23 protein-coding genes are annotated in these 24,532 nt (G+C 72.2%); 13 read left to right on the forward strand and 10 right to left on the reverse strand.

Translation table 11 applies throughout. From position 1 onward, the window contains the following. Nucleotides 1-197 precede the first annotated feature (197 nt). The 5 genes from AB0K18_RS25820 (at nucleotide 198) to AB0K18_RS25840 (ending at nucleotide 6,994) form a co-directional block, all read left to right on the forward strand. Complete coding sequence (locus tag AB0K18_RS25820; protein ID WP_364918712.1) at nucleotides 198-1,454, forward strand: hypothetical protein; 1,257 nt, start codon at nucleotides 198-200, stop codon at nucleotides 1,452-1,454. 163 nt (nucleotides 1,455-1,617) lie between these two features. Continuing rightward, entirely contained in the window at nucleotides 1,618-2,610 is a 993-nt protein-coding gene (locus AB0K18_RS25825; protein ID WP_364918715.1) for a LacI family DNA-binding transcriptional regulator, read from the forward strand. Continuing rightward, the gene (locus tag AB0K18_RS25830; RefSeq protein WP_364918717.1) at nucleotides 2,607-3,380 is read left to right on the forward strand and encodes a sugar phosphate isomerase/epimerase family protein; all 774 of its coding nucleotides are present in this window, start codon (nucleotides 2,607-2,609) and stop codon (nucleotides 3,378-3,380) included. The genes AB0K18_RS25825 and AB0K18_RS25830 overlap by 4 nt, the downstream gene beginning before the upstream one ends. 49 nt (nucleotides 3,381-3,429) lie before the next feature. Beyond that, entirely contained in the window at nucleotides 3,430-4,350 is a 921-nt protein-coding gene (locus AB0K18_RS25835) for an alkaline phosphatase family protein (RefSeq protein WP_364918719.1), read from the forward strand. 76 nt (nucleotides 4,351-4,426) lie between these two features. Beyond that, complete coding sequence (locus AB0K18_RS25840) at nucleotides 4,427-6,994, forward strand: PEP/pyruvate-binding domain-containing protein (protein ID WP_364918722.1); 2,568 nt, start codon at nucleotides 4,427-4,429, stop codon at nucleotides 6,992-6,994. 3 nt (nucleotides 6,995-6,997) lie between these two features. Here the strand turns inward: AB0K18_RS25840 and AB0K18_RS25845 are convergent, their stop codons facing one another. The 5 genes from AB0K18_RS25845 to AB0K18_RS25865 all read right to left on the reverse strand — a co-directional run bounded on the left by AB0K18_RS25845 (nucleotide 6,998) and on the right by AB0K18_RS25865 (nucleotide 12,352). After that, a complete protein-coding gene (locus AB0K18_RS25845) occupies nucleotides 6,998-7,861 on the reverse strand; it encodes a sugar phosphate isomerase/epimerase (protein ID WP_364918725.1) in 864 nt (287 codons plus the stop codon). After that, nucleotides 7,858-9,024, reverse strand: a complete 1,167-nt coding sequence (locus AB0K18_RS25850; RefSeq protein WP_364918728.1) for a dihydrodipicolinate synthase family protein — start codon at nucleotides 9,022-9,024, stop codon at nucleotides 7,858-7,860. The genes AB0K18_RS25845 and AB0K18_RS25850 overlap by 4 nt, the downstream gene beginning before the upstream one ends. Beyond that, a complete protein-coding gene (locus AB0K18_RS25855) occupies nucleotides 9,021-10,166 on the reverse strand; it encodes a Gfo/Idh/MocA family oxidoreductase (RefSeq protein WP_364918731.1) in 1,146 nt (381 codons plus the stop codon). Before AB0K18_RS25855 ends, AB0K18_RS25850 begins: the two co-directional genes overlap by 4 nt. A gap of 317 nt (nucleotides 10,167-10,483) precedes the next feature. Beyond that, on the reverse strand, nucleotides 10,484-11,710 hold the full coding sequence (locus AB0K18_RS25860; RefSeq protein WP_364918734.1) for a ribonuclease D: 1,227 nt from the start codon (nucleotides 11,708-11,710) through the stop codon (nucleotides 10,484-10,486). A gap of 45 nt (nucleotides 11,711-11,755) precedes the next feature. After that, nucleotides 11,756-12,352, reverse strand: a complete 597-nt coding sequence (locus AB0K18_RS25865; RefSeq protein ID WP_364918736.1) for a DUF3000 domain-containing protein — start codon at nucleotides 12,350-12,352, stop codon at nucleotides 11,756-11,758. Nucleotides 12,353-12,950: 598 nt separating this feature from the next. Between AB0K18_RS25865 and hemE the strand changes: the two genes are divergently transcribed. The 4 genes from hemE to AB0K18_RS25885 all read left to right on the forward strand — a co-directional run bounded on the left by hemE (nucleotide 12,951) and on the right by AB0K18_RS25885 (nucleotide 17,322). After that, complete coding sequence (gene hemE, locus AB0K18_RS25870; protein WP_364918739.1) at nucleotides 12,951-13,970, forward strand: uroporphyrinogen decarboxylase; 1,020 nt, start codon at nucleotides 12,951-12,953, stop codon at nucleotides 13,968-13,970. A 262-nt stretch (nucleotides 13,971-14,232) separates the two neighbouring features. Then, nucleotides 14,233-15,636 carry a protoporphyrinogen oxidase gene (hemG, locus tag AB0K18_RS25875; RefSeq protein ID WP_364918741.1) on the forward strand — a complete coding sequence of 468 codons (1,404 nt, stop codon included), beginning with the start codon at nucleotides 14,233-14,235 and terminating at the stop codon, nucleotides 15,634-15,636. A gap of 5 nt (nucleotides 15,637-15,641) precedes the next feature. Next, nucleotides 15,642-16,343 carry a hydrogen peroxide-dependent heme synthase gene (gene hemQ, locus AB0K18_RS25880; protein ID WP_355427777.1) on the forward strand — a complete coding sequence of 234 codons (702 nt, stop codon included), beginning with the start codon at nucleotides 15,642-15,644 and terminating at the stop codon, nucleotides 16,341-16,343. A 265-nt stretch (nucleotides 16,344-16,608) separates the two neighbouring features. Then, nucleotides 16,609-17,322 carry a hypothetical protein gene (locus AB0K18_RS25885; RefSeq protein ID WP_364918743.1) on the forward strand — a complete coding sequence of 238 codons (714 nt, stop codon included), beginning with the start codon at nucleotides 16,609-16,611 and terminating at the stop codon, nucleotides 17,320-17,322. A 181-nt stretch (nucleotides 17,323-17,503) separates the two neighbouring features. Here the strand turns inward: AB0K18_RS25885 and msrB are convergent, their stop codons facing one another. Then, the gene (gene msrB / locus AB0K18_RS25890) at nucleotides 17,504-17,905 is read right to left on the reverse strand and encodes a peptide-methionine (R)-S-oxide reductase MsrB (RefSeq protein ID WP_364918746.1); all 402 of its coding nucleotides are present in this window, start codon (nucleotides 17,903-17,905) and stop codon (nucleotides 17,504-17,506) included. A gap of 435 nt (nucleotides 17,906-18,340) precedes the next feature. Between msrB and AB0K18_RS25895 the strand changes: the two genes are divergently transcribed. Both AB0K18_RS25895 and ligD read left to right on the forward strand, forming a co-directional pair. Further along, the gene (locus AB0K18_RS25895; protein WP_364918748.1) at nucleotides 18,341-18,982 is read left to right on the forward strand and encodes a hypothetical protein; all 642 of its coding nucleotides are present in this window, start codon (nucleotides 18,341-18,343) and stop codon (nucleotides 18,980-18,982) included. A 36-nt stretch (nucleotides 18,983-19,018) separates the two neighbouring features. Beyond that, nucleotides 19,019-20,020 carry a non-homologous end-joining DNA ligase gene (gene ligD, locus AB0K18_RS25900; protein ID WP_364918751.1) on the forward strand — a complete coding sequence of 334 codons (1,002 nt, stop codon included), beginning with the start codon at nucleotides 19,019-19,021 and terminating at the stop codon, nucleotides 20,018-20,020. A gap of 36 nt (nucleotides 20,021-20,056) precedes the next feature. On the opposite strand, the gene AB0K18_RS25905 is transcribed toward ligD, so the two are convergent. After that, entirely contained in the window at nucleotides 20,057-20,869 is an 813-nt protein-coding gene (locus AB0K18_RS25905) for an MBL fold metallo-hydrolase (protein ID WP_364918754.1), read from the reverse strand. 6 nt (nucleotides 20,870-20,875) lie between these two features. Next, nucleotides 20,876-21,061 (reverse strand): hypothetical protein, encoded by a 186-nt coding sequence (locus AB0K18_RS25910; protein ID WP_364918757.1) that lies wholly within the window; start codon nucleotides 21,059-21,061, stop codon nucleotides 20,876-20,878. Nucleotides 21,062-21,411: 350 nt separating this feature from the next. Here AB0K18_RS25910 and AB0K18_RS25915 point away from each other — a divergent pair, with 350 nt between their 5' ends. Together AB0K18_RS25915 and AB0K18_RS25920 are read left to right on the forward strand one after the other, a co-directional pair. Beyond that, entirely contained in the window at nucleotides 21,412-21,750 is a 339-nt protein-coding gene (locus tag AB0K18_RS25915) for an RNHCP domain-containing protein (RefSeq protein ID WP_364363835.1), read from the forward strand. A 1-nt stretch (nucleotide 21,751) separates the two neighbouring features. Then, nucleotides 21,752-22,153, forward strand: coding sequence for an RNHCP domain-containing protein (locus AB0K18_RS25920; RefSeq protein ID WP_355427759.1), 402 nt, complete (start codon nucleotides 21,752-21,754; stop codon nucleotides 22,151-22,153). Nucleotides 22,154-22,196: 43 nt separating this feature from the next. Here AB0K18_RS25920 and AB0K18_RS25925 read toward each other — a convergent pair whose 3' ends face one another. Both AB0K18_RS25925 and AB0K18_RS25930 read right to left on the reverse strand, forming a co-directional pair. Beyond that, nucleotides 22,197-23,072 carry a tetratricopeptide repeat protein gene (locus AB0K18_RS25925; protein WP_364918760.1) on the reverse strand — a complete coding sequence of 292 codons (876 nt, stop codon included), beginning with the start codon at nucleotides 23,070-23,072 and terminating at the stop codon, nucleotides 22,197-22,199. Between the two features lie 19 nt (nucleotides 23,073-23,091). Further along, nucleotides 23,092-24,525 carry an aldehyde dehydrogenase family protein gene (locus AB0K18_RS25930; protein WP_364918762.1) on the reverse strand — a complete coding sequence of 478 codons (1,434 nt, stop codon included), beginning with the start codon at nucleotides 24,523-24,525 and terminating at the stop codon, nucleotides 23,092-23,094. Nucleotides 24,526-24,532 lie beyond the last annotated feature (7 nt).

Here is a 24,532-nt window from a genome sequence, read left to right on the forward strand (position 1 = left end):
ATCAGCTGGCCATACCCGGGCAGTGGGACGCCGAAACACCATTGGGGCGAATGTTACGGAGAGTAGTTTTAGCGAAACAAGTGAAATTTCCGGACAAGTAGTGGTAGGAAGGGGCGCGGTCCGAATACGCACTAGAGAGGTTCCCCGTGGCGCGCGACGAGAACGACAGGCCGTACGACGATGGGCAGGGTAGGTCGTTGAACCCGGAGTTGATGACGGGTGACGTGCTGTCTCCGCGGTGGAGCACCGATGACACCGACGAGCAGCCCGCCATCCAGGTCAGCGGCAACGAGACCTACATCCTGCCGGACCCGAGCAGGCGTGACGTGCTCGACGACCCGCCGCGCGACGTGCTGGACGACCCGCACGACGTGCTCGGCTCCGGTGGTGACCGGCGCGACGTGCACGACGTGCTCGGTGGGGGCGACGATGTGCTGAGCGGCTACGACCAGGGCGGCCGTGACGCGGGCTCGCGCGAGTACGCCGGCTACGGCGCGGCGGACGACGTGCTCGGCGGGCGTGAATTCGGCGGGCCGAGCGGACCGTACGACCTGGCCGCCGACGACTACAGCGGACCGCAGCCCATCGACGGTTACAGCGGGCCGCACCGCGTGGACGACTACAGCGGACCGCACGCGATCGAGGACGACAACGCGTACCTGCCGCTCGACCGCGGCTACGACCCCACGCGCGACGACGACGCCGACGACGACCGGCCCAAGCGCGGCTTCCTCGGCTCCGGCTGGACCGACGACTCCGGCGACGCCCGCGAGCCCAGGAGCTCGCGCGGCTCCTACGACGGGCACTCCGGTGACGGCGAGGGCGAGGTGCGCCGCCGTACCAGGCTGCTGCTGGTCGCGGCGGCCGCGGTGGTGCTGCTCGGCGTCGGCGCCGGCTGGATGCTCACCGGCACCTCCTCCGACGACCCATGCGCGGGCGCCTCCTGCGCCAGCGCCGGCGAGGTGTCCTCGCCGACCGACGCCGCCCCCGAGGAGGAGACGCCGGTCGAGGAGGAGACCGAGCCCACGGACGAGGCCACCGACGACACCGGCGACACCGGCGACACGGGTGACACCGCCGACACGGGTGACACCAGCGACACGGGCGACACGGCCGGTCAGCCGAACCGGCCCACCGCGAGCACCCCGCCCGCCCAGCAGCAGCGCGAGCGGCCGACCCGCGAGCCGTCGGCCACCCCGACCAGGGCGCAGCGCGGGGAGCAGGACGCTCAGGAGAAGACCGAGCGGCCCACCCGCGAGCCCGAGCGCCAGTCGGACGACGGCCCCACGCGCATCAACGACAACACGACCACGAACAGGAACGACTCCAGCTCCCAGCAGCAGGACAACGCGCAGGAGTCGACCTCCGGCAACCCGGTGGAGTCGGCGACCGAGGCGCCGGTGCAGGAGGACAAGGGCGGCGGCCTGCTCGACATCCTCTTCCCCTGGTTCTGACCTGCCCGCCCGCCTCCTCCCGGAGGGCGGGCCCGGAGTGGAGAGCCGGAGTGGAGAGCCGCCTCCCCGGTGGGGCATCCTGTTGCCGCCGGCCCTGGACATGGCAGTATGCGGGTCCAGGTGCCGGTCAGGCAGCTGTGGAAACCGCTTACCGGGAGGTCTCGTGGTCACGCTTGAGGACGTCGCCAAGCAGGCGGGCGTCTCGCTCGCGACCGCCTCGCGGGTGCTCAACGGCAGCACCCGCCAGGTGGGCGCGACACTCCGGGCCCGCGTCGAGCGGGCCGCGGACGAGCTCGGCTACCGGGCCAACATCGCCGCCCAGACGCTGGCCAGAGGGGCGAGCAACGTCATCGGCATCGTCGTGCACGACCTGACCGACCCCTACTTCGCGGCCCTGGCCGACGGCGCGATGCGCGCGGCGGCCACCCACGGCCTGCTGGTCATGGTCGGCACCACGCACCGCGATCCCGAGCAGGAGATCGCCTACCTCTCCACGCTGCACGCCCAGCGGGTGCGCGCCGTGCTGCTCGTCGGCTCCCGGGTCGCCGACCCCGCCGTCACCGGCCGGCTGCGCGACGAGCTGGCCCGCTACCAGGCGGGCGGCGGCCGGGCGGCCTGCGTCGGACAGGACCTCCTCGGCGTCGACACCGTCGCGCCCGCCAACCGGCAGGGCGCCGCCGAGCTCGCCAGGGCGCTGGCGGGGCTGGGCCACACCAGGTTCGCGGTGCTGGCCGGACCGCCGCACCTGGTGACCGCCGCCGACCGCAGCGCCGGCTTCGCCGCGGCGCTCGCCGAGCTGGGGCTGCCCGCGCCGCAGGTCATCCACGGGCCCTTCGACCGCGACGGCGGCTACACCGCGGCCCAGCAGGTCGGCGACGCCACCTGCGTGTTCGCGGTCAACGACGTGATGGCGGTGGGCGCGCTCGCGGCTTACAGGGAGCGCGGGGTGCGGGTGCCTGAGGACGTGTCGGTGGCCGGGTTCGACGACATCGTGACGCTGCGTGATCATGTGCCCGCGCTGTCGACCGTACGGCTGCCGTTGCAGGACATGGGGGCACGCGCGCTCGAACTGGCGCTCAACGAGACCGACCCGGTGGTGGTCGAGGAGGTCGCCGGCGAGGTCGTGCTCCGCGAGAGCGTCAGGAGGATGGTGTGAGGCTGGCGGTCAGCACGCTGGGCATGCCGGGCGAGGACCTCGACAGGGCGATCGAGATCGCCGCGGGGCATGGGTGCCAGGGGCTGGAGCTGCGGCTGCATCCCGACACCGGGGTGCACGCGGGGCTGGACGCGCGGGAGCGGGCGTCCGTACGGGAGCGGATTACGGCGGCGGGCCTGGAGATTTCCGCGCTCGCCGGATATGTCGGCATCTGCGAGCCGGGGCCGGACGAGCAGGTGGTCGAGGCGCTCGTCGCCGACCTGCGCCTCGCCGCCGACCTCGGCGCGCCCGGCGTGCGGGTGTTCCCGCGCGGCGGCGATCCGTCCGTGGGCGCCCGCCGGCTCAAGGCGGCCTCCGGTACGGCCGCCGAGCTGGGCCGCCGCGTGCTGGTCGAGACGCACGACGCGATGGCGACCGGCGCCGCCGTGGCCGCGCTGCTCGCCGAGGCGGCCTGCCCCGGCGCGACGGGCGCGATCTGGGACCTGCTGCACCCGTGGCGGCACGGCGAGCCGCCCGCCCGCACGCTGGCCGAGCTGGGCCCCTACCTCGCATACGTGCAGGTCAAGGACGCGGTCTCCGAGCAGGACACGACCCCGGTGCCCATGGGCACGGGCACGGTGCCGCTGGAGGAGGCGGGCGAGCTGCTGCGCGCGGCCGGCTACGACGGGTGGGTGTCGCTGGAGTGGGAGCGCACCTGGTATCCGCAGGTCGCGCCGGTCGAGGAGATCCTGCCGGGCGCGGCGGGCTGGGTGCGCCGCTTCTCCTCCTGACCGCCTTCCGGTGGTAGGCCGGACATGTCGGTGGTGTTGAGTTAGGGGCATGTCCGCTCTGAACAACAAGGTGCTCGTCGTCGGCATGGACGGGCTCCGCTACGACCGGCTGGTCGCGCTCGGCGCCCCCGTCCTGACCGGCCTGATGTCCTCCGGTGCGTACGGCACCAGCAAGCTTCCGTACGGCGAGGCCGGCACGCCTCGTACGGAGTCGCCCGGCGAGGTCGTGCCCAAGAGTCCCGAGCCGGAGGAGGCCGGGCGGGTGATCGCGTCGCGTACGGATTCGGGACCGGGCTGGTCGTCGATCGCCACCGGCGTCTGGCCGGACAAGCACGGCGTGGTGGACAACGCGTTCACCGACCCCCGCTTCCTGAAATATCCGGACTTCTTGACGCGCGCCGCCGCCGCCCGCCCCGGCCTGGCCACCGCCGCCTTCTTCTCCTGGGACGCGCTCGCCGAGCACGGCGCGTTCGGCCCCGCCATCGGCCACCGCTTCGTGCTCGACGGCTACACCGTCGGCTGGTCGGAGTCCGACGCCCAGGTCACCGCGGCGGCCGTACGCCACCTGGCGGACGGCGACCCGGGCGCCGTCTTCGTCTACCTCGGCGACACCGACGAGGTCGCCCACGCGCTCGGCCCCCACTGCCCCGAGTACGCCGCCGCCCTGCACACCCAGGACGCCCAGCTCGGCCGGCTGCTCGACACGATCCGCGCCCGCCCCTCCTACGCCCGCGAGAGCTGGACGGTGCTGGTCACCACCGACCACGGTCACGTGGACGCGGGCGGCCACGGCGGCACCTCCGACGAGGAGCGTACGGTCTTCGTGGTGCTCCACCGGCTGGGGCACGACCTGGGCGGACGCGCCCTCGACGCGCCCCGGCTGGTGGACGTCGCCCCGACGGCGCTGGCCGCGCTGGGCGTGCCGGTGGACCCCTCCTGGAACCTGGACGGGGCTCCCTTGGAGATCTAGATTCATCGCGTGTTGAATTCTTGCCGGGGAAGCGTGACACTAGGGGGCAGGACGCCAGACGGCAGGGGGACACGCGATGAAGACCATCCTGAGCTTCGCCGAGATCGACGCGGGGATGCTCGCCGAGGTGGGCGGCAAGGCGGCCAACCTCGGCGAGCTGACCGGGGCTGGCCTGCCGGTGCCGCCCGGGTGGGTGCTCACGACGGAGGCGTACCGGCGGGTCGCGGAAGGGCTCGACACCGGCGGGCCCGCGCCGGCCGAGCGGGCCAGGCGGCACCTGCTGGAAGCGCCGATGCCGGAGGACGTGCGGGCGGCGATCGCGGGGGCGTACCGGGAGCTCGGGGACGACGTGCCGGTGGCGGTGCGCTCCTCCGCCACCGCCGAGGACCTGCCGTTCGCCAGCTTCGCCGGCCAGCAGGACACCTTCCTCAACGTGGTGGGGGAGGAGGCGCTCTTAACGGCCGTACGCCGCTGCTGGGCCTCGCTGTGGACCGACCGCGCGCTCTCCTACCGCGAGTCCAACGGCATCGACCACGCCGCCGTCCGGCTGGCGGTGGTCGTCCAGGAGATGGTGGACGCCCGCGTGGCGGGCGTGATGTTCACCGCCAACCCCGTCACCGGGCGGCGGCGCGAGATCGTCATCGACGCGAACCCCGGGCTCGGCGAGGCGGTGGTCTCCGGCGCCGTCAACCCCGACCGCTTCCGCTTCCGCGACGGCCGCGTCCTCGAACGCAGCGCCGGGGACAAGGCGCTGGCCATCAGGGCGGTCCCCGGCGGCGGCACCGAGCGCGTCGAGACCGCGCAGGGCGAGCTGTGCCTGACCGACGACGAGGTACGCCGCCTGGCCGACCTCGGCGCCCGCGTCGAGGACCACTACGGCGCTCCTCAGGACACCGAGTGGGCCATCGACGCCGCGGGCACGCTCTGGCTCACCCAGGCCAGGCCCATCACCACGCTCTACCCCCTGCCCGAGACCACGCGGCCTGGGTTGCGGGTCTACCTGTCGGTCAACGTCGTGCAGGGCGTGATGGGGCCGCTGACGCCGATGGGCGTGGCGGCGGTCCGGCTGATCAGCGCGGGCGGGGCCGGGCTGGCCGGGAACGCCCCCGCCGACCCGCTCGACGGCGCGGGGTTCGTCGCGGTGTCGGGCGAGCGAGCCTGGCTCGACATCACCGCCGCCGTACGCAGCGGGCCGGGCCGCGCCATCCTGCCGCGCGCGCTGACGCTCGGCGAGGCCAGGGCCGTGAGCATCATGCAGGGCCTGTTCGAGGACCCGCGCCTGGCGCCCGCACGCGGCTCCGTGCGGCCGTTCCTGCGAAGGTTCCTGCGCTTCGCCGCCAACCTGCGGCTGCCCGTGCGCTTCTGGGTGGCGCTGACCAGCCCGCGCCGGGCTCTGGCCCACAGCGTGGCGATCGGCGCCGAGCTGGACCGGCGCCTGCGCGTGCCCGCCTCCGCCACCCCCGCCCAGCGCCTCGACCACGCCCAGTACGTGCTCGCCCGGCTGTTCCCGCTGATCATCAGGATCATGCCGACCGCGATCACCGGCTACGCCCTCTACGCGCTGTCGGCCCGGCTGTCGGGCGTCCCGCTCGACGAGATGAGCGACGTCCTGCGCAGCGTGCCCCACAACCCGACCACCGAGATGGACCTGGAGCTGTGGCACCTCGCCACCCGCGTCGAGCCTGAGCCGTTCCGCGAGCTGCCGGTCCCCGAGCTGGTCCGCCGCTTCCAGGAGGGCGAGCTGCCGCCGGTCGCCCAGCGCGAGGTCACCGCGTTCCTCGCGAAATACGGCCACCGCGGCGTCGCCGAGATCGACGTCGGCGTACCGCGCTGGTCCGAGGAGCCAGGCCACCTCCTCGGCGTGCTGGCCAACTACCTGCGCATGGACGGCGGGCTCACCCCGGCCGAGCTGTTCGAGAAGGGCACGCGGGAGGCGAAGCGGAGGATCGGCGAGCTGGCCGCGCGGGCCGGACGCCGCGCGCGGTGGCGCGCCCCCTTCGTGCGGTGGGCGCTCGGCCGCACCCGCCACTACGCCGGGCTGCGCGAACTGCCCAAGTTCTACCTGGTCAAGACGCTCGCCGGGGTCCGGCGCAGCCTGTTCGCGGTAGGGGAGCACCTCGTGGGCCTGGGCGTGCTCGACCGGGCCGACGACGTGTTCTTCCTCGACCTGCGCGAGACCAGGGCCGCGCTGAAGGGCGGCGACCTGCGGGGGCTGGTGGCCGAGCGGCGGACGACGCACGAGCGGGAACGGCGCCGCAGGCACGTGCCCAGGGTGCTGCTCTCCGACGGCACCGAGCCCGAGGCGCTCGCCGCCGCCACCGCCGACCCCGGCGCGCTCACCGGCACGCCCGCCTCGCCCGGCACGGTCACCGGCACCGCCCGCGTCGTCCTCGACCCGCATGGCGCCCACCTGGAGCCGGGCGAGATCCTCGTCTGCCCCTCCACCGACCCCGGCTGGACGCCGCTGTTCCTGACGGCGGGCGGGCTGGTGATGGAGATGGGCGGCGCGATGTCGCACGGCGCGGTGGTGGCCAGGGAGTACGGCATCCCCGCCGTCGTCGGCGTCCCCGACGCCACCCACCGCGTCGAGAGCGGCCAGGAGATCACCGTGAACGGCGCCGCCGGCACCGTCACGCTCTCCTGACTTCTAGGGGAGCACCAGCTCCTCGTAGCGGGCCTTCATCGTGGCCACCACCTCGTCGGGGTCGGCGGCCCAGACGTCGGCGTTGAAGATCTCGACCTCGACGTCGCCCGCGTACCCGGCGGCCTGGACGGCGCGCGTGATCGGCGGGAAGTCGATCACGCCGTCGCCCATCATCCCCCGCCCGAGCAGCACGTCCGCCGGCAGCGGATGCAGGTAGTCGCACACCTGGTAGCTCGCGATCCTGCTGCCCGCCCGCGCGACGTCCGCCGCCAGGCGCGGGTCCCACCACACGTGGAAGGTGTCCACGACCACCCCGACCTGCTCCTCGGGGTAGGGCAGGCTCAGCTCCAGCGCCTGGCCGAGCGTGGACAGCACCGCCCGGTCGGGGCAGTAGATCGGGTGCAGCGGCTCCAGTGCCAGCTTGACGCCGCGCTCGCCGGCGTACGGGGCCAGCTCCGCCAGCGCCTCGGCCACCCGCTCCCGCGCGCCCGCCAGGTCACGGGTGAACCCCTCGGGCAGCGCCTCACCGGGCCGCACGCCCGGGAGGCCGCCCACCACCATCACCAGGCAGGCCGCCTCCAGCTCGGCCGCCTCGTCGATGGCCCGCCGGTTGTCGTCCAGGGCGCGGGCGAAGGCCGCCCTGCCCTCCTCGCCGGGCAGGCCGCCCGCGGTCAGGAAGCCGCCCCGGCACAGCGACGACACCCGCAGCCCGGCCGCGCGTACCAGCTTGACACTCTCCGCCAGGCCCTGCTCCTCGACCTTCTCCCGCCACAGCCCGATCGCCTCCAGACCGTGACGGACGCAGCCGTCCACCGCCTCGGCCAGCGACCAGCGCCGGGTCGTCCACTGGTTCAGCGACAGGCTCACAGGCCGTTCACCGCCAGCAGCGCCCGCATCCTGCGCACGGCCAGCTCCTGGTCGCCCAGCAGCCCCGCCTGGTCGGCCAGGCGGAACACCTCCGACAGGTGCAGCAGCGAGCGCGCCGACTGGGCTCCGTTCACCATGGCGAACGCGTCCTGGTGGCCGTTCAGCCAGGCCAGGAAGACGATGCCGGTCTTGTAGTGATAGGTCGGCGCCTCGAAGATCTTGCGCGACAGGGTGACGGTCGGGGCCAGGATCTCGTCGTACGCGGTCAGCAGCCGCTCCCGCTCGGCCGCGTCATCGGCCGACTCGGCGGCGTCCAGGGTGCGCAGCGCCGCCGCGGCGGCCGGCGCGATCGCGTCGAAGATGCCGAGCAGCGCGTGGGAGCCGCTCCTGATCAGCGACGGGTAGTTGAAGTCGTCGCCGGTGTAGAGCTTGACGCCCTCGGGCAGCGCGGCGCGCAGCCGTACCTCGTGGTCCTCGTCAAGCAGCGACACCTTCACGCCGTCCACCTGCGCGGCGTGCGCGTGGATCAGCTCCAGGAACGCGTTCGTGGCCGCGTCCACGTCGGGCGAGCCCCAGTAGCCGGCCAGGTTCGGGTCGAACATCTCGCCCAGCCAGTGCAGGATCACCGGGCGGTCGGCCAGGCCGAACAGCTTGCCGTACACCCTGTGGTAGTCCTGCGGGCCCGAGGCGACCGCGGCGAGCTGGCGGGAGGCCATGATGATCACGCCCGCGCCCGCCGACTGCACGGTCTCGATCTGCTCGGCATACGCTCCCGTGATCGCGTCCAGGTCGGCGGCGCCCGGCGCGTGGTCGGTGCCCGCCCCGCACGAGACGAGCGTGGCCGGGTCGCCGAACGCGCGGGCCTCGGCGGCACTGCGCCTGATCAGCTGCTGGGTCGCGGCCCAGTCGAGACCCATGTTGCGCTGCGCGGTGTCCATGGCGTCGGCCACCCGCAACCCGTGCGACCACAGGTGGCGGCGGAAGCGCAGGGTCGCGTCCCAGTCGACGGCGGCCGGTGAGCCCGGCGTGTTGTCACCGAGGGGGTCGGCGACGACGTGCGCGGCGGCGTACGCGATGCGCCCGCTCGCCGGCGCGCTCTCGACAGGCCACGCCCCCTGCTCACGCAGGGGATAGGACCCGAATCCGGGAAGTTCGATCCTCACGGCTGCGGCACCTCGATCCTGCGGCCCTCGGCGTTGGAACGCAGCCCCAGCTCGGCAAGCTGCACGCCCCTCGCGCCCGAGGCGAAGTCGTTCGGGAAGGGCGCGTCCTCCAGCACGTGCCGGATGAACCGCTCCCACTGCACCTTGAACCCGTTGTCGAACTCGGCGTTGTCCGGCACCTCCTGCCAGCCGTCGCGGAAGCGCGCGGTGGCGGGCAGGTCGGGGTTCCAGACCGGCTTGGGCGTGGCCGAGCGGTGCTGGACGCGGCAGTTGCGCAGGCCCGCGACGGCGCTGCCGTGCGTGCCGTCCACCTGGAACTCGACCAGCTCGTCCCGGTTCACCCTGACCGCCCAGGAGGAGTTGATCTGCGCGACGATACCGCCCTCCAGCTCGAAGATCCCGTACGCGGCGTCGTCGGCGGTCGCCTGGTAGGCGTTGCCCTGCTCGTCCACGCGCGACGGGATGTGCGTGACCGCCCGCGCATAGACCGACTGCACCCGGCCGAACAGGTTCTCCATCACGTAGTGCCAGTGCGGGAACATGTCGAGCACGATGCCGCCGCCGTCCTCGGAGCGGTAGTTCCAGGACGGGCGCTGCGCCTCCTGCCAGTCGCCCTCGAACACCCAGTAGCCGAACTCGCCCCGCACCGACAGGATGCGGCCGAAGAAGCCGCCGTCGATCAGCCGCTTCAGCTTGAGCAGGCCGGGCAGGAAGAGCTTGTCCTGGACGACGCCGTTCTTGACGCCCTTGGCTGCGGCGGCCTCGGCCAGCGCGAGCGCCTCCTGGGTGGACTCGGCGGTGGGCTTCTCGGCGTAGATGTGCTTGCCTGCCTCGATGGCCTTGAGCACGGCCTTGACGCGGGCGCTGGTGACCTGGGCGTCGAAGTAGACGAGGTTGGCGTCGTCGGCGAGTGCGGCGTCGAGGTCAGTGGTGAAATCCGAAATATCGTGCTTCGTAGCGATATCTGCAAGTTTGTCGGCATTACGGCCGACCAGGACGGGCTTGAGGGCGACTCTGGAGCCGTCAGAGAGCGTGACGCCGCCCTGCTCGTTGATGGCCAGGACGGAACGGACCAGGTGCTGGCGGTAGCCCATCCGTCCGGTGACGCCGTTCATCACGACGCCGATGGTGCGCACGCTCATGAGGATCCCTTCAGGCACAACAGGTGGAAAGCGCTTTCCCGAACGGTAAGGCCGTCCTGCCGAGGGCGTCAAGAGCCCCGCCCCCGCCGCACCGCCCCTGCGCCCGGATGAACCCCGGGCACGGCAGGCCGAGAGGCCCGAATCGGGCGACGGCGTGGCGGGCCTCGACCTGGCCGGGGATGCGGTCTGGGCGGGGGCCGCGGCCCGGGTGAGGCCACGGATGTGACGGGCCTCCGGCCCGGATGGGCTCCGGACATCGGCCCGGGTCGGGGGCGGGCCTCGGCCCCCGGGTGGGTTTGCCCACCCGGGGGCCGGGGTTACGCCTCGCCGCGGGTCTCCAGCCGGGCCAGGGCCTTGGCGATGGGGTGGGCGGTGAGGGAGAGCTGCCACTCGCGGGCCCCGAGCCCGCGCAGCCGCTCGGTCACGCTCTCGTCGGTGATCACGTCGGGCGGCTCCCACGTGAGCCTGCGTACGGCGTCGGGCTGCAGCAGGTTCTCCGTGGGCATGTGGTGCTCGTCGGCCAGCGCGGCGACCACGGCCCTGGCGGCGGCCAGCCGCTTGGCGGCGGCCGGGTCGCGGTCGGCCCAGCGGTTGGGCGGCGGCGGGCCGTCGCCCGGGGTGCTGGGCTGGGGGAGCTGGCTGTCGGGCAGGTTGCGGGCGCGGGCGACCGCGGCGAGCCAGTCGCTCATGTGCCGACGGGCACTGCGTCCGGTGAATGCCGAAATTTCGGTCAATGCCTTCTTGGTGCGCGGGCCCTCAAGCGCCGCCGTCACGATCGCCGCGTCCGGCAGCACCCGTCCGGGCGCCAGGTCCGCCTCACGGGCGATGCGGTCGCGCATGGTCCACAACTCGCGCACGATCGCCAGCGCCCGCACGTTGCGCACCTTGTGAATCCCCGACGTACGGCGCCAGGGATCGGCGCGCGGCGCCGGCGGCGGGGTGTCGAGCACGGCGGCGAACTCCTCGTGCGCCCACTCCAGCTTCCCCGTCTCGGCCAGCTCCTGGTGCAGCACGTCGCGCAGCTCGACGAGGACCTCCACGTCGAGCGCGGCGTACCGCAGCCAGTCTTCGGGCAGCGGTCTGGTGGACCAGTCGGCCGCCGAATGGCCCTTCTCCAGCCGCAGGCCGAGCACGGTCTCGACCATCGTGCCGAGGCCCACCCGCTCGTAGCCGAGCAGCCGGCCGGCCAGCTCGGTGTCGAACATCGTCCGCGGCCTGAACCCGACCTCCAGCAGGCACGGCAGGTCCTGCGAGGCGGCGTGCAGCACGATCTCGGCACCGGACACGGCCTGGTCGAGCGCGGACAGGTCGGGGCAGCCGATCGGGTCGATCAGCGCGGTGCCGGCGCCCGCCCTGCGCAACTGCACGAGGTAGGCGCGGTTGCCGTAGCGGTAACCGGAGGCGCGCTCGGCGTCGACGGCGACGGGGCCGCTGCCCGCCGCGAACCTCTCCACCACCTCGGCCAGCCCGGCCGCGTCGGCGATGACGGGAGGGATGCCTTCCCGCGGCTCCAGCAGCGGCTCCACGGTGCGTTCTTCTGTCATGAGCTCACCGACCTCATGACGTAGGTGCTGTGTTGACTGGTGCCCTCACTTCGTTCGGTCACTCTCCGGATCATCACGTCGACGGGGCAGGGCGGCCACGTCGGGCGGGAGCGGCGGCATGCCCGCAGCCAGACACATCAGATCACACCAAGCGGCGACATGGCCGGACAGATCTTCCTGTGCGGGTGACCAGGACGCCCGCAACTCCAGCTCGGTCGTGACCGGATCGTCGGCCTTGTTGCCGAACCCCTCGGACACGGCTCTAGTCACGGTACCGCCGGCGGCGGAGTAGTCGGCTTGGTGGGCGTCGAGCGCCTCGGTCAGCCAGCTCCACGCGACCGGCCCGAGCAGCGGGTCGGAGGTGATCTCCGGCTCCATGTCGGCCCTGACGTAGGCCACCAGGCGGAACGGCCCCTCCCAGCCGCGCTGGCCGTCGGGGTCGTAGAGCAGGATCAGCCGGCCTACCGCCAGCTCGTCGTCGTCGCGGTAGACCGACGCGCCGATGGCCGCCGAGTAGGGGGCCAGCCGCTGGGGAGCGGGCAGGTCCTCGAGCTCGATCTCCGGCCGCACCTCGGCCAGCCGCATGCTCTCCGCGGCCCGTGCGAACACGGCGGGAGGCGGCGGCTGGTCACCGAGCGTCATAGCCGAAGCGTAGGTCGAAGACGGGCGGAAGGGGACCACGGGGGTGCTCATCCTTCGTGATCAAGTGGCTGCCGTAACCAGCTGGCGAACCGGGCGGATGGTCTCAGCGGCACCGAAGACGAGGGCGTGACCACACTCGACGCAGGCCCACTCGGGGCACTGGCCGGGCTCGTGCCCGTCGAAGCACGGCGGCTGCTCGAACGGCCGCTCACCGGCGCAGGTCGGGCAGCGCTCACTGCGGCGCTCTGGGGAACTCCACAACGCGGTCATCGCACGAGTCATCGAACCGGGGCCTTTCTTCGGGTCGTGGCTCCGACGTTGGCATGAGCCGCTGACAATTCCCCGCAACGCGCTCGGCGTGTCCTGAAAGTGGTCGATGAATCGGTGCCGCGCGGTGCCTTGGGGAACATTTGGCCCAGTCGAGACCGGCTCTCTGGGCGGGCATGGGGTGTGGTGGACCCGTGGGGGATGCCGATGCCGAGCAGACCGGTAAACCTTCATCTGGCTATCTGATCATGATTTGGGGTGTCCAATGCATCTTTTTCCGACACCTCGGACCCGTGTCCTGACCACGCCCCCCACATGGCACCCTGGTGAGGTGAACCTCGCCGAGTCAGCCTTCCTGCGCGCCTGCCGCCGCCAGCCCGTCCCGCACACCCCCGTCTGGTACATGCGCCAGGCCGGACGTGCGCTGCCGGAGTACCACAAGGTCCGCGAGGGCGTGCCCATGCTGACGGCGTGCGCCACCCCCGAGCTGATCGTCGAGATCACCATGCAGCCCGTCCGCCGCTACGGCGTCGACGCGGCCATCTTCTTCAGCGACATCGTCGTGCCGCTCAAGGCCATCGGCATCGACCTCGACATCAAGCCGGGTGTCGGGCCCGTCGTCGCCGACCCCATCCGCGACGCCAAGGGCCTCGACGCGCTGCGCCCCCTGGAGCCCGGCGACGTCCCCTACGTCACCGAGGCCATCGAGGCGCTCACCGCCGAGCTCGGCTCCACCCCGCTCATCGGCTTCGCCGGCGCGCCCTTCACCCTCGGCTCCTACCTCATCGAGGGCGGCCCCTCCAAGAACCACGACCGCACCAAGGCCATGATGTACGGGGCGCCCGAGCTGTGGCACGCGCTCATGGAGAAGCTGACCGACATCGTGCTGGAGCACCTGCGCATCCAGATCACCGCGGGCGCCTCCGCCGTGCAGCTGTTCGACTCGTGGGTGGGGGCCGTCGCGCCCGACGACTACCGCGAGTTCATCCTGCCCCACACCAGGCGCATCTTCGAAGGCGTCGCCGGGGTGCCGCGCATCCACTTCGGCGTCGGCACCGGCGAGCTGCTCGGCGTGCTCGGCGAGGCGGGGGCCGACGTCGTGGGCGTCGACTGGCGCGTCCCCCTCGACGAGGCCGCCCGCCGCGTCGGCCCCGGCAAGGCCCTGCAGGGCAACCTCGACCCGGCCATCCTGCTCGCGCCGTGGGAGGTCGTGGAGAAGAAGGCCCGCGAGGTCCTCCGCCGCGGCGCCGCCGCCGAGGGCCACGTCTTCAACCTCGGCCACGGCGTCCTCCCCTTCACCGACCCCGACCAGCTCAAGCGCCTCACGGACCTGGTCCACGAACACGCCTGACACCTGCGCGTGCGGGTGCGCGCCTGACGCCCCCGAGCCTTCATGCTCTTCAGGGAACCCCCACGGGCGCGGCGCCGTCATGCGTGTCGGAGACCCGCTGCTCTCGCCGTAGTCCACGCATCGGCTGCTCGCCGCACGGCGGTGTCCGTTTGCAGCGGTTCCGAGGAGGCGCGCGCATCCGGAGGCGGGAGCCCCTGCCCGGGGCCGGGAGCTTCTGCCCCGGGCAAGTGAGCGGGGGCGTGAGGCGGTAGCGTCTGGAGGCGTGGAAGGGAAACGGGCGCACGTGGTCGTCGTCGGCGCGGGGATCTCCGGACTCGCCGCGGCTTGGTATCTCCGCCAGGGCGCGCGCGAGCGCGTCAAGGTGACGGTCCTGGAGGGTTCGCCCCGCATCGGCGGCAAGCTCTACGCCTCCGAGGTCGCCGGGGTGAGCGTCGACGGGGGCGCCGAGGCCATGCTGGCCCGCCGTCCCGAGGGCAAGGAGCTGGCCAGAGCGGTCGGCCTCGGCGGCGACCTGGTCTTCCCCGGCACCACCCGCTCCGCCGTCTACAGCCGCGGCGCCGTCCGCCATCTGCCGAAGGGTCAGGTCATGGGCGTGCCAGCGGATCTGGCGGAGCTGGCGAAGTCCGGCATCGTCTCGCCCGGCGGGCTGCTGCGCGTGCCGCTCGACCAGATCCTGCCCCCGACGCTCGTCCGCACCGACGTCTCCGTGGCCTCCTACATCCGCGCCAGGATGGGCGCCGAGGTGGTGGACCGGCTGGTCGAGCCGCTGCTGGGCGGCGTCTACGCGGGCCGCGCCGACATGTTGTCGCTGGAGGCGACGATGCCGCGGATCGCGGCGGTGGCACGTTCCGAGCGTTCGCTGCTGAACGCCACCCGCCACCTCGTCGAGGACGCGCCGAAGGACGCGGGCCCGGTCTTCACGACCCTGCGCAACGGCGTCGGCGGCCTGCCCGAGGCGGTGGCGAAGGCGTCGGAGGCCGACATCAGGACCGGCGTCACCGTGCGGGAGCTGCACCGCATCGAGTCCGGCTGGCGTCTGGTGACCGGCCCCGTGCCGCGCCCAGAGACGGTGGAGGCGGACGCGGTCATCGTGGCCACGCCGGGCCCGGCGGCGAGCCGGCTGCTCAAGGCCGAGGCGCCCAAGGCGGCGGCCGAGCTGGCCCGCATCCAATACGCCAGCATGGCCGTCGTCACGCTCGCCTACCCGCTCGACGCCTTCCCCGAGCCGCCCGCCACCAGCGGCTACCTGGTGCCGCCCGTGGAGCGACGGCCGGTGAAGGCCGTGACGTTCAGCTCGGTGAAGTGGCCGCACCTGTCGAAGGACCTGGTGATCCTGCGCTGCTCGATCGGCCGGGTCGGCGAGGAGCACCTGCTGCAGCGCGACGACGTGGAGCTGGTCGCGCTGGCCACCGCCGAGATGGCCGACGTGATGGGCGCCCGCGGCCTGCCCGTGGACAGCAGGGTGACGCGCTGGGGCGGCGGGCTGCCGCAATACAACGTGGGCCACCTCGACCGGGTGGCCAGGGTGCGGGCGGCCGTCGCGATGGAGCCGGGCCTCGCGGTGTGCGGGGCGGCTTACGACGGCATCGGCATTCCCGCCTGCATCGGCACCGCCCGCACGGCCGCCGCCCGGATTCTGGACCACCTGTCCCTGAGAGCAGAATAGGCAGCATGACAGAGGGCGCTCCGCGGCTCAAAGCCCGCGATCTCAACCAGGTGATCCGTTACACGATGTGGTCGGTCTTCCAGGCGACCGAGCCGTGCCCAGGCGACCGCGACGGCCTGGCGGCCGAGGTGCAGGAGCTGCTCGACCAGGCGGCCGGCAAGGACGTCGTGACCAGGGGGGTCTACGACGTCGCCGGGTTCAGGGCCGACGCCGACTTCATGTTCTGGTGGCATGCTCCCACCCCCGAGGACCTCCAGGACGTCTACGCCAGGTTCCGCCGCACCCGGCTGGGCCGGCACAGCAGGCCCGTCTGGTCGGCGATGGCGCTGCACCGGCCGGCCGAGTTCAACAAGTCGCACATCCCGGCGTTCCTTGCCGAGGAGGAGCCGCGTGCCTACGTGAGCGTCTACCCGTTCGTACGCTCCTACGAGTGGTATCTCCTCGACGACTCCGAGCGGCGGGCGATGCTGGCCGAGCACGGCAGGATGGCGCGCGACTACCCCGACGTGCGGGCCAACACGGTGGCCTGCTTCTCGCTCAACGACTACGAGTGGATGCTGGCGTTCGAGGCCGACGAGCTGCACAGGATCGTCGACCTCATGCGGACGCTGCGCGGCGCCCAGGCCCGCCGCCACACCCGCGTCGAGATCCCCTTCTACACCGGCGCCCGCAAGCCGGTGCAGGAGCTCGTCGCCGCTCTGCCGTAGTCCGGCGGGTGGGCGCGGGCTCTCTCCCCAGCGCCCACCTCCCCAGCGCCCACGTCCGCCGGCCCTGGGAAGAGAACCAGATTCAAATCGGCGATCTCGCTGCAGTGCTCTATCCCCTTTGTCACAATCGGGGAGATCTCCGCTCAGCGGGGCGTGACCGGGGTGGCACGTTCCAGCGGTGGGGCTTGGAGGGCTGGTGGAGAGGTCCGGAAGGCGGCGGGGGCGGCACGCGGCGGGACGTCATGCGGGGCGCCGGCGCGGACGAATGTTCAAACGTGCGGTCCGGGGGCGGACAGCGGCCGCGGCCGGTGTGGTCGTGGGCGGCACGGTGGTGGCGCTGGCGGTGAACGGGATGTTCGGCGCGTCGGCCACGTACGGGCTGCTCGGGACGATCGTCGCCCCCGTCGCGAGCCCGGCTGTGGACGGCGACGCGCCACGCGAGGGCAGGACCGGCGCGGCGCGACCCGGCCCGAGACCACCGGGGGCGAAGGGGGCGGAGGCGGTGAGCAGGGGAGAGCGCCGGGCGGAGCCGCCCAAGCCACGGCAGCAGGCCCCGAGCAGGAGTTCCGGGCTGGTGCCGGGCGTCACGACCCCGGAGGACGTGCTGGCCGGCGGCCCGGCTCCCGAGGACGGCAAGGACTACAAGGCGGACGGCCCCTCCCGGCACACCGACGTCCTGGCGGCCGAGTACTTCCGCACGAACTGGGGCGCGAAGGACAAAGCGTTCAAACGCCTGAAAGACGTCCGCACGGTGGGCGGCTACCTGCGCATCTACACCGACCTGCCGGAGAGCGCGGACAACTCCCTCACCGCCATCAAGCTGTGTGAGCGCGGCCTGGCCTACCTCCACGAGCAGGGTGTCGAGAACCCCGTGGTGTTCGTGCACTCCGAGTTCGGTGAGAACGGCAACCCGGTGCTCGCCAACATCCTCGGCCCCTCCGACCGCAGCTGCCGCGTCACCTACCCCAACCCCCGCTGACCAGCGGGAAGAGGGGGTCCGGGTCAGCGGACCCGGACCCGTGTCCTCGAGCACACCTCGCAGCGCTGAGTGACCACCCGCCCAATGGTCTCTATCGTCACCCACCGGTGGCGAAGATGGACAAACCGCACGCGGTGCTCGTACCCGTAGCCGGCGATCGATACGCCCTGTCGTTACCTGATCACCCCTTGGGTTCGAGTCGCAGGGAGACCGAGTTGATGCAGTAGCGGTCGTCCGTCGGCGTCGGGTAGCCCTCGCCGTGGAAGACGTGCCCGAGGTGGGAGTCGCAGCGGGCGCAGCGCACCTCCGTGCGGACCATGCCGAGGCTGCGGTCCTCGATGAGCCGGACCGCCTCGCTCTCGGACGGCTCGAAGAAGCTCGGCCACCCGCAGTGCGACTCGAACTTCGTGTCCGAGCGGAACAACTCGGCCCCGCAGGCGCGGCACGAGTAGACCCCCTCGGTCTTGGTGTCGACGTATTCCCCCGTGAACGGGCGCTCGGTCCCGGCCTCCCTGAGAACGCGGAACTCCTCAGGAGACAGCTGGGCCCGCCATTCGGCCTCGCTCTTGACCACCTTGTCCATACCTCCAGAGTACGAGATGCGGCAAAAAGAGATCTCCGCAGGCTGAAGCATCCGTTCTCAGGGAATTTCGCGTCTTTCTCGGCAAGGAGGTGTCATCACCTCCTGCCAAGGGGTGAGATCATCCGCAGATCCCGCCGAGCGGCACAGCCCACGCCCGTGCTGGCGCCGCTGGGGATCGGAACGGCCGGCCGGGTGGCGCGCCAGCGCCCGGAACGGCGGAGGGTGATCTGGCGGCCCGTCCCGTCGAGCCCTCGGTCCCGCCACCGAGGAGGCTCCGGGACGGGCCCACCCCGTCCCACCGCCACACTGCCGGGACGGGCCCACCCCGTCCCACCGCCACACTGCCGGGACGGGCCCACCCCCGTTCCACCGCCATGCTGCCGGGACGCCCGTATGGGATCGCCGGCGCGAAGCAACCTCCCCGGGGCCTCGCGCATGGAGAAGACATGCAATCCGAGATCATCCATCCGCCGCCCACGGAAGCGGGCGGCGCGACCCTGGCGGCCTTGTTCGAGGCGCACCGCCTGTCGCTGGTGCGGCTGGCGTTCCTGCTGCTCGGCGACCGGGAGAGCGCTGAGGACGTGGCTCCCGAAGGACCCGCAGCGGCTGAAGGAGGAGCTGCTGCGCAGGGACGGCGAGCTGCTGAGCAGCACGGGCGACCGCGGCGCCGGACGGCAGCCCTCCGAGCAGGACACGCTGTGGTGGATGGGCCAGGCGCTGCTGATGGACATGCCCGCCCCGCCCGCGGTGCGTGCGGCGGCGCTGCGCATGATGGCGGCCCTGCCGGGAGCGCGCGTCGAGGACGAGGCCGCGGACGCGGAAGGACGCACCGGCCTGGCCATCGTGCGCAGGTCCGATCGCGATCCGCTGGAACTGCGGCTGGTGCTCGACCGCTCCAGTGGCGAGGTGCTCGGCACCACGGCCAGGGTGACCGAGCCGTTGCCCGCGACGTCCGGTCTCGACGTCGGCGACCTGCGGTACGCACGGGTCGTCGAGGCGATCGGGTGGACCGGCGGAGGACCCCGGCTGCCCGACGGATGCGTGCAGCGGCCGGGAGAAACGTGTCAGGGCTCCTGAAGCCCCTCCATGACCGCAAGGGGTAGGTTCGGGGGCATGGCATCGCCGTTTATCGAGCTCGAGGTGGGGGAGCGGACCGTCAAGGTCACCAATCCCGACAAGGTCTACTTTCCGGAGATCGGCGCCACCAAGCGCGAGCTGGTCGAATACTACGTGAGCGTGGGTGAGGGCGCCCTGCGGGCGCTCAAGGACCGCCCGACCAACCTCAAGCGCCACCCCGACGGCGTGCAGACCGAGGCGATCTACCAGAAGCGCATGCCCCCGAAGCACCCCGACTGGCTGCAGTCGGTGGAGGTGACGTTCCCGAGCGGCAGGAAGGCCCACTCGCTGCGCGTCACCGAGGTCGCGGCCATCGCCTACGGCGCCAACCTCGGCACCATCGACTTCCACCCGTGGCAGGTGCGCGCCGCCGACGTCGAGCACCCCGACGAGCTGCGCGTCGACCTCGACCCGCAGCCTGGCCTCGAGTTCGACGCGGCGCGCAAGGCGGCGTTCCTGACCAGGGACGTGCTGGCCGAGCTCGGCATGACCGGCTTCGTGAAGACCTCGGGCAACCGCGGCGTGCACATCGCCGTGCGCATCGAGCCGCGCTGGGACTTCGTCCAAGTACGTCACGCCGGCATCGCTCTGGCCAGGGCCGTCGAGGCGCGCGACCCGAGCCTGGTCACCACGGCGTGGTGGAAGGAGGAGCGCGGCGAGCGGGTGTTCATCGACTTCAACCAGAACGCCAGAGACCGCACGGTGGCAAGCGCCTACTCGGTCAGGGCGAAGCCGCACGCGCCCGTCTCGACCCCGCTGACCTGGGACGAGCTGGCCGACGCCGACCCGCGCGACTTCGACATCCGCACGGTGCCGGCCCGGTTCGCGAAGGTGGGCGACGTGCACGCGGCCATCGACGACGCGGCGTACTCGATCGAGGCGCTGCTCGACCTCTATGCCGAGGACGACCGCGGCGACCTGCCCTATCCGCCGAATTATCCGAAGATGCCGGGCGAGCCCAAGCGGGTCCAGCCGAGCAAGGCGCGCTCCGACACCTGACTCACCGCCGGCTCCCTGTCCGGCTCCCTGTCGGGCTCACTGCCGGACGAGGCGGTGCGGGGCCAGCTCGCGGGTCTCGCCCCGCTTCAGGTAGACCACGCGGTCGGCGAGCCCGGCCTGCTCGATGTGGTGCTTGAAGTCGTCGAGCGGCGAGCTGAAGACCGTGTAGTCGTCGTAGTGGATCGGTACGACGGTGTGCGGATCGATCAGATCCACCCACGACGCCCCCTGCTCGCCGTCCATGGTGACCATGAGGGTGCCGAGCAGCTTGGTGCCGCCCAGGTGGACGAGGGCCAGGTCGATGTCGGGGAAGCGGCGCGGGATGGCGTCGAGCCGCCGGTCGAGCAGCGTGTCGCCGCTGATGTGCAGGCGCAGCTGGACGCGTTCGTCCTGACCGCAGAACTCCAGCATCGTGCCCATCACGGGCGGCAGCAGCGACTCGGCGAAGCCCGGCGCGTGCTTGCCGGGCAGCGCGGTGATCCGCACGCTGCCGCCGGGGCCGTGCAGCCGGTACTCCGACCAGTTCGACAGCCCGACGGCCTGGCCGAAGCCCTGCCGGTGCAGGACGCGGGCGGCTGACGGGGTGGTGACGATCGTGGTGTCCCGGTCGAGCTTCTTGCGGGCGACCCGGTCCCAGTGGTCACCGTGCATGTGGGAGAGCACGACCGCGTCGAGCGGCGGCAGGTCCTCGACGCGCAGCGCCGGGTCCGTGAGCCGCCGTGCGGCCAGCCCGTAGCCGAGGTAGGCGAGCTGGCCCCGGTGCAGGAAGTTCGGGTCCGTCAGGAGCGTGAAGCCGTTGTAGCGGATGAGCGTGGTCGCGTTCCCGATGAACTGCAGGCTGCCTGTCACGTCGGATCACTCCGGGTGTCGTGGTCGCTGCTCCGGAGGCACGCCGCCGCCCTTGCCGCCGCCCTTGCGGCCCTTGTCGGTGCCGTGCGGGTGCCCGGAGCGCTTCTTGGTCTCGGGTATGGCGTCGGCCGCTTTCGCGTTGGCGCCGGACCTTCCTGACCTGCGAAGTTCTGGCTGTTGCGGGTTGCTCATGGCTTTCGTCCCCCTTTGTTCCGTACGTCCTCTGCCACGGCCGTCCGTAGCCAAACCCGCACGGGGGAGGGTCGCCCGGAAAATGAATGGCGATCCTGCGGCGCGCCCCGCTACGCTCCCATCCGTCCATGAAATGCCGTGTCCGTGGCCTCGTAGCCACACGTGGGGAGGGTTTGATGCCTGGCACCGCGCCCAGCGCGCCTCGCAGTCGTGCCACCGGCGGATCCCGCCTCTGACCGAGACGACCCTAGAAAACCGGACAGGCCGTACGACCAGCGTGCCCCGCGAGGCCCGCTGGGCGCTTCCTTGCTGCGTGACTTCGAAGACCATTCCGGCAAGGAGTACCCACGTTGTCCACCAACGGCAATTCACCACTGCTCAACACCTTCGCCTGCGTACGCTGCGGCCTCACGGTCACCGCGAACGCCCCTGACGGCACCCGGCGCAACCACTGCCCGAGCTGCCTGCACTCGCTGCACCTCCAGGACGAGTGCCGGTCACGGATGATCCCCATCTCGATCGCCGTGCTGCGTACCGGGGAGTGGATGATCATCCACCGCTGCACCAGGTGCGGTGAGCTGACCTCGAACCCGATCTGCGGGGACGACAACCAGCTCATCCTCATGCGCATGGCCGTCAGGCCGCTGGCGCAGCCGCCGTTCCCGCTTGAGGCGTTCGGTGATCTGTGACATGCCGCGCAGGAAACCCGGCGGCCGGCGGCCGCAGCAACGTAAGAAGATCCATCACGCGGAGCCCGCGGACGCGTTCCGCTGCGTCGGCTGCCGGCTCGACGTTCCCATGACGGCGCCCGGCACCGCGCACCGCAACCACTGCCCGAACTGCCTGACCAGCCTGCACGTCGATCACCGCGTGCCCGGTGACCGCAGGGCGGGCTGCCGTGGCCGGATGGCGGCGCTCAGCGTCTCCGTCCGGGGCGACGGCGAGTGGCTGATCATCCACAGTTGCCAGTCGTGCGGCGAGCTGAGCGCCAACCGCATCGCGGGCGACGACAACGCGCTGGCGCTGCTGCGCATCGCCATGCGGCCGCTGTCGGATGCCCGCCTGCCGGTCAACGCCCTGCTCGCGCTGTGACGGGGTGGCCGGGACCGCTTCACCGGCGGGCGGTCCCGGCTTCTCAGCCGCCGAACTCCAGGTGCAGGGCCCTGGTGAAGTCGGCGATGGCCTCCTCGTGCCGGTCCAGCTCCTGGTAGATCTCGCCGCGCACGCGGAACGCCCAGACGTACTCGGGATCCAGCTCGATGGCGGCGTCCAGGTCCCTCAGGGCGGCCTCGTTGTCGCCCAGTTCGCTCAGCACCGCGCCCCGGCTGCCGAGCGCGCGGTCGTTGCCCGGGTCCAGCTCCAGCGCACGGTTGAGGTCGGCGAGCGCCTCGTCGTAGCGGTCGATCATGCGCAGCGCCTCGCCGCGGCGGCTGAGGGCCCGTACGTAGTCGGGGTCCGCCTCAAGGGCCTTGCTGTAGTCGTCGATGGCCTCGGTGTAGAGGTTCATGCGCTGGTAGAGCTCACCGCGGGCGAGCCAGGAGTACGCCAGGTCCGTGTTCAACGAAATGATCTTGGTGTGCTCCGCCAGTGCCTCGTCCAGCCGGTCCAGGTCCACCAGCACGTCCGCCTTCGCCTCGAGGATCCACAACGAGTCCGGGGTGAGGGTGAGCGCGTGCTCGAAGTCCGCCATGGCCTCTTCCAGGCGTCCCATCGCGGCGTAGGTCTGGCCGCGCGAGCCCAGCGCGTACGCGCTGTCCGGCTCCAGCTTCAGCGCCTCGTCGAAGTCGTCGAGCGCGGCCTGGTAGCGCTCGATCACCCGATGGCTCTCACCGCGCAGCCGCCAGGCGCGGGCGTTCTCCGGGACCAGCGCGATCGCCTCGGTCAGATCCGCTATCGCGGCGTCGTGCCGCGACAGGGCGATGTACGACTCCGCCCGGCTGCGCAGCACGGAGGCCCGGGACTGCGCGGCCGCGTCGGACAGCCCGGAATGGTCCATGATCCCCTCGTCCATGGGGGGTAAATCTATCCGACTAAATCTTGATGATGGCGGCCTTTTCCCGGGTGTACTCGAGGACCGCGTCGTGGCCGTACCCGCTGTCCTTGACCCCGCCGAACGGCAGCCCGGGAGGCATCTGGCGGAAGGTGTTCACCCAGACCGTGCCGGTCCGCAGATCACGGACGAACCGGTGCGCCCGTCCCAGGTCACGCGTCCACACGCCGGCCGCCAGCCCGTAGCGGGAGTCGTTCGCGATCGTCAGCGCCTCGTCGTCGGTCTCGAACGGGATGGCCACCGCGACCGGGCCGAAGATCTCCTCCTGGCACACCCGCAGCCCGTTGTCCTCGGTGGTGTAGAGGGTGGGCGCCACCCAGTAACCGCCCGGCAGCTCCGGCACCACCTCCGCGCCCGCCCGGCCGCCGAAGACCAGGCGCGCGCCCTCCTTCTCGGCCAGCTCCAGGTACGACGTGACGCGCTCGTACTGGGCCGCCGACACGATCGGCCCCATCGTCGTGGCGAGGTCGAGCGGGTCGCCCAGCACCAGCTCCGCGCAGGCGCGCTCGATGCGGCCGAGCATCTCGTCCCAGATCGAGCGGTGGATGAGGATGCGCGAGCCGGCCACGCACACCTGGCCCGCGTTGCCGGTGTAGACGGAGTTCACGGTGACGCCGAGGGTGGCGGCGTCGAGGTCGGCGTCGGGGAAGACGATGTTCGGCGACTTGCCGCCCAGCTCGAACGTCATCGGCTTGAGCGCGTCCGCCGAGGCCCTGGTGATGGCCTGGCCGGTCTCGGTGGAGCCGGTGAGGCTGACCTTGCCGACGCCCGGATGCCGGACGAGCGCGTCGCCGACCTGCTCGCCCAGGCCGCTGACGATGTTGAGCACGCCGGGCGGGAACACCTCGGCCAGCAGCTCACCGAGCCGCAGCACCGACGCGCTCGCCTGCTCGGCGGGCTTGACGACGACCGTGTTCCCGGCGGCCAGCGCGTACGCGGCCTTCGCCGAGAAGGTCGAGACGGGGGAGTTCCACGGGATGATGCAGACGGCCACCCCGTACGGCTCGCGCCTGGTCAGCCCGAGCGCGTCCGGCCCGAGCTGCACGGTGTCGCCCCTGACCGCGTCGAGGCACTGCCCGGCGGCGATCTGCCACAGGTACGCCATGCCCGGCAGGTCCCGCTTGAGCGTGTCGCGCAGGATGCGGCCGTTGTCGCGGGTCTCCAGCCTGGCCAGCTCCTCGGCGTGCTCGCCGAACACCTCGGAGACCTTGCGCAGGTGACCCGCCCTCGCCAGGGCGGGCAGCGCCGACCAGGAGGGGAACGCGCGCTCAGCGGCATCGACCGCGGCGGCGGCCTCCGCTGCGCCCGACGCGGGGATCCGGGCCCAGGGCTCGCCGGTGGCGGGGTTGACCGTGTCCATCATGCGCGGGGCGGGCACCAGCTCGCCGCCGATGAGGTTGCGGTAGTCAGGCACGCGACCA

It is taken from the genome of Nonomuraea sp. NPDC049421, assembly GCF_040677005.1.
GTDB classification, from domain to species: domain Bacteria; phylum Actinomycetota; class Actinomycetes; order Streptosporangiales; family Streptosporangiaceae; genus Nonomuraea; species Nonomuraea salmonea.